The sequence below is a fragment of the Candidatus Symbiopectobacterium sp. NZEC135 genome (assembly GCF_025962695.1).
On record NZ_JAGFPF010001486.1, the window covers coordinates 1 to 529 of the forward strand.

At 56.7% G+C, this 529-nt stretch carries 1 protein-coding gene; it reads right to left on the reverse strand.

Translation table 11 applies throughout. From position 1 onward, the window contains the following. Positions 1–529, reverse strand: a 529-nt coding sequence (locus J5224_RS34970; protein ID WP_264629384.1) for a LacI family DNA-binding transcriptional regulator, incomplete at both ends; no start/stop codon positions are given.

The following is a 529-nucleotide window of genomic DNA, read 5'->3' on the forward strand; positions in this document are numbered from 1 at the left end:
GCCGCGATACAGGCTATTTTGCGATGACCGTGTTGAATAAGCTGGTTGGTCGCGGCCTGAGCGGCACCCACATTATCCAGCCACACGCAGCGATTGGCGATGACCGGCAAATAGCGATTTATCACCACCAATGCCGGAGTATGGGCCGCATAGCGTAAGATATCCTCCTCATCCATGCGGGGCAGGTGGGCGACAATGGCTTCACACCCCTGATTGATCAGGAAATCCAGACCTGCTTTTTCCAACTCGGAACGGTGCCCGCCGCTGCAAACCACCAACTGTACTCGGGCTTTACGCGTAGTATCTTCAATGCCCCGCGCCATGCGCGAGAAGAAGGGGTCGTCCAGGTTGCCGGTCAGCAGCCCGAGTGTCTTACCACTTCTTTTTGCCATGGCGAGTGCGGCTGCATTACGCTGGTAGTTGAACTCACGCATCGCTGTCTCAACCCGTTCCCGCGTAACCGGCTTAACGTAAACGGTATTGTTGATCACTCGGCATACCGTTGCCGCAGAAACACCCGCATGGCGGG